Source organism: Frankia sp. CcWB3 (assembly GCF_977927595.1).
The window spans coordinates 1-3694 of record NZ_CDWRCK010000332.1; the positions used below are offsets into that span (position 1 = coordinate 1).

Genomic DNA, 3694 nt, shown 5'->3' on the forward strand with positions numbered 1-3694 from the left:
CCTCCGCCACCGCCCGCTCGCGGTCCTCCTCCCAGCGCCGTGCCTCCTCCCGAGCCAACTCGGCGTTCATCTGCTCCCGTGCTTCCCGCCAGTACTCCTCGATCCGCTTCTGGTTCTCCCGCCGCTCCTGTTCGGCGGCAAGCTCATTCGTCAACTCCTGGCCATGCCGCGCGTTCCATACTCGGGAGAACGAGCCGTCCCAGTCGACCGGACGGAGGTCGAACCTGCCCTCAAACGTCGCCCGAGCCTCATCCGCCCCCGTATCGGCGTCGCGCCCCGCGTCGGCATCGGGCGCCGGCTGCCCGGACGGTTCCCGACCGGCTGGCGGCCGCGCCCCCGATTCACGCTCGGCCGCAGATTCACCTGACGGGCCAGCGGTTTCCTCGGACATCACAGTCTTCTCCCGTCCCTGAGGCTCCCAGTCATGATCCCACCGCTACCGGCCCGCCGTGCCCCACCACGATCCCTCCAGGGATGATCAGCGACCCGACCCCGAAAGTAAAGTCGCAGGTTGAAGGCATGATCGGCGGTGGATCGTGGGCCGATTCTGCAGCGATCCGGCGGTAGTGCAACGGCCCAGGTCAGAGCCATGATCGGAATTTTAGAGTATCGAGTCCTGGTTGCCTATCTCGACGCCGAGCCACTCCATCCCCTATCTGCTGGACGGGCCAGGTGGACCTTCAGCGGTGTGGCTGTTGACCGGTGGGCCGGACGACGATCTCGTTGATATCGACGGTGTCGGATTGCTCGAGTGAGAACAGGACCGCACGGGCGACGTCAGTGGTGCCGAGTTTCGGGTCGGTGGCCCGGTCGGGCGATGTTTCGCCGGCTTTAACGAGTCCCGGCTGGATGAGGGTGACACGCACGCCGGTACTGGTGACCTCGGCTCGGATGGACTGGGCCATGGCGGTGACGGCCCACTTGGTGGCGGAGTAGAGCTGCCCGGGGACGGTGATGCGGCCGGCCACCGAACCGGTGAGCACCAAGTGTCCCCGGAACTGCACGAGGGTGGGCAGGGTGGCCCGGGCGACGAGGGCGGTTCCGTAGACGTTGGTCAGCACCATCTCGCGCCACTGCTGCGGGGATCCGGTGCCGCGCAGGAAGGAGGTGGCGGTGAAGGAGCCGGCGTTGGCGAACACCGCGTCGAGTCGGCCGAACGCGCCGTGGGCGAGCGTGGGCAGAGTGGTGACCTGGTCCCAGTCGCTGATGTCGCAGGGGGCTGCCACGGCCCGGGCTGGGCCGCCCAGTTCCGCGGCAAGTTCGTGAAGGGCATGGTGAGAGCGGGCGGCGAGGATGAGGCGCCACCCTTTGCTGGCGGCGAGTCGCGCTGTTGCGGCGCCGATGCCGGAGGAAGCCCCTGTGATCAGGAGAACGGATGTGGTCACGCTGATAGATCGTGCCGGTTGAGGTGGTCAGTCAGGTTTTGGGGTGCGGCGGCTGACGTCGACGGCGTAGCTGGTGGGACGGACGTTCCCCGGTCGCTACCCGAGGTCCAGGACGGACGTGCCGGCGACCGCCGAGCAGACGTGCAGCACGGCCCACCGGCCGGTGAGTGCGGCATACGCCGGTTCGAACGCCTCGGTGAAGGCGGTCAGCCGGGACCGGTCGACGAGGGCCACCGCACAGCCCGCGAAACCACCGCCGGTCATCCGGGCGCCGAAGCACCCCGGAGCCGCCTGGACCGCCGCATCGAGTTCCGGACCCGACACCTCGAAGTCCTCCCGGATCCCGCGATGCCCCGCCAGCAACAGCCGCCCGGCCGTTGGGGCGTCGCCCGCGCGCAGTGCCGCGGCGACGGCGTCGACCCGGGCGTTCTCGGCGACGACGAACCGGGCCCGGCGCAGCGCGACCGGGTCCAGACCGGTCCCGCCGGCCGCTCCGCCCGGCCGGGTTGTCCCATCCGACCGGGCGGACCTGCCGAGCCGGGCCACCGCCTCGTCCATCGACCGGGGCGTGAGGTCCCGCAACGCGGCGACGCCCAGCGCCCGCGCCTCCCGCTCACACTCCGCCCGTCGGGTGGCGTACTCGCTGGTCACCACCTGTCGGCGCGAGCCGGTGTCGATGACCACCACGGCCAGCCCGCCCGGCAGCGGCACCGGCTCGGTCGTCAGCGTGCGGCAGTCGATCCGCAGCGCGTGGCCGGCCACGCCCGCGGCGCAGGCGAGCTGGTCGAGCAGGCCCGTCGCCGCCCCCACCCAGAGGTTCTCCGCCCGCTGGGCGAGCAGCGCGAGCTCCGTCGGCGAGGGCGTCAACCCGGCGAGATGCGCACCGGTCAGGGCGACGGCCAGCTCCAGCGCGGCCGAGGAGGACAGTCCCGCGCCGACGGGGATGTCGCTGGCCAGCGTGCCACGCCAGGGCACCGGGCCCCCTCCGGCCGGGAAGCCTGACCCGGCGGCGGCACGGGAGGCCGACTCGGCGGCCAGCATCACCGCGACGCCTTCGACATACCGGACCCATCCGGGTGCCCGGGCGGACACCGGGGTATCGAGGCCCGGCGGCGGCAGCGGGATCACGGCGGGCACCGCATCCTGCTCGGACACCAGCCGGAGCTCGGGTGCCTCGTTACGGCGCAAGGCGATGCACAGCTCCCGGTCGATGGCCACCGGAAGACAGAAGCCGTCGTTGTAGTCGGTGTGCTCGCCGATGAGGTTTACCCGGGCGGGCGCGCGGACGAGGTGGGTGGGCCGCTCTCCGTAGGTCTCGACGAACGCGCGCACCGCACGCTCGGTGGCCGGATGCTCGGCGGCTCTCATGACGCCAGTGTCGGGGAGTCGTGGGCCCTGCGGCACGCGGGATGACCACGGCCGCGCGGGCTCGGCTCAGGCCCGGTCCGCCGCGACGGGAGCCATGACGGCGCGCAGCCGGTCCGCGGCTGCCTCCGGGGTGAGGTCGCGCTGCACGTCGGCGAGCATCTCGTAGCCGACCTGATGCTTGCGAATGGTCGGGGAGCGCAGCAACGGCGGATAGAAGTGGGCGTGCAGCTGCCAGAACGCCGCGGGTGGATCGCCGGGTCCCCGGCCAGGATCAAGGCCCGGCCCCGGCCCCGGCCCCGGCCGGGGTCCGGGCGCGGGATGCGGCCCGGGAGCCCCGTGCCAGCCCATCGAGAACGGGAAGGGATGGTCGAACAGGGCGTCGTAGCCGGTGAGGAGGCGGCCGAGCAGGCGGGACAGCCCGTCCCGCTGGTCGTCGGAGAGCGCGGCGAGGCGGTCGACCGGATGCCGGGGCAGGAGCAGGGTCTCGAACGGCCACAGCGCCCAGAACGGCACGACGACGAGCCAGTGCTCCTCCGCCAGGATCACCCGCTCCCCCGCCGCCGTCTCGATCTCGGCGTAGTCCATCAGCAGGGAGCTGCCAGACCGGGCGAAGTGCTCCCGCTGCCGCGCGTCCTCGGCGGCCGGCTCATCGGGCAACACGTCGCAGGCCCAGATCTGACCGTGGGGGTGCGGGTTCGACGCGCCCATCGCGGTGCCGCGGTTCTCGAAGACCTGCACCCAGCGCCAGGTGCGGGAGAGTTCCTCCTCCTGCGCCGCCCAGGTGTCCACGACCGCCCGGACCTCGGCCGGAGTCATGTCGACGAGCCCGCGATCATGACGAGGGCCGAAGCACACGACCCGGCACGTCCCCCGGGCCGGTTCGCTGCGCAGCAGGCCCGATCCGGGACCCGCCGGCCACACCGGAGCCGGGTCGGCGGGCA

The 3694-nt window shown here is 72.2% G+C and carries 3 protein-coding genes and 1 pseudogene; all 4 read right to left on the reverse strand.

All coding sequences use genetic code 11. The features are described from left to right. Positions 1-391 (reverse strand): annotated as a pseudogene (locus tag ACY5KJ_RS18560) (hypothetical protein); the annotation flags it as partial. A 289-nt stretch (positions 392-680) separates the two neighbouring features. Then, positions 681-1385 (reverse strand): SDR family oxidoreductase, encoded by a 705-nt coding sequence (locus ACY5KJ_RS18565; protein ID WP_462187092.1) that lies wholly within the window; start codon positions 1383-1385, stop codon positions 681-683. Between the two features lie 96 nt (positions 1386-1481). Further along, entirely contained in the window at positions 1482-2753 is a 1272-nt protein-coding gene (gene galK, locus ACY5KJ_RS18570) for a galactokinase (protein WP_462203963.1), read from the reverse strand. A 66-nt stretch (positions 2754-2819) separates the two neighbouring features. Next, a partial coding sequence (galT, locus tag ACY5KJ_RS18575) for a galactose-1-phosphate uridylyltransferase (RefSeq protein WP_462203964.1) occupies positions 2820-3694 on the reverse strand: 875 nt, incomplete at its 5' end.

Excerpts from the sequence above, each read along its gene's own strand:
- galK (WP_462203963.1), bottom strand. The coding sequence starts at position 2,753 with ATGAGAGCCGCCGAGCATCCGGCCACCGAGCGTGCGGTGCGCGCGTTC.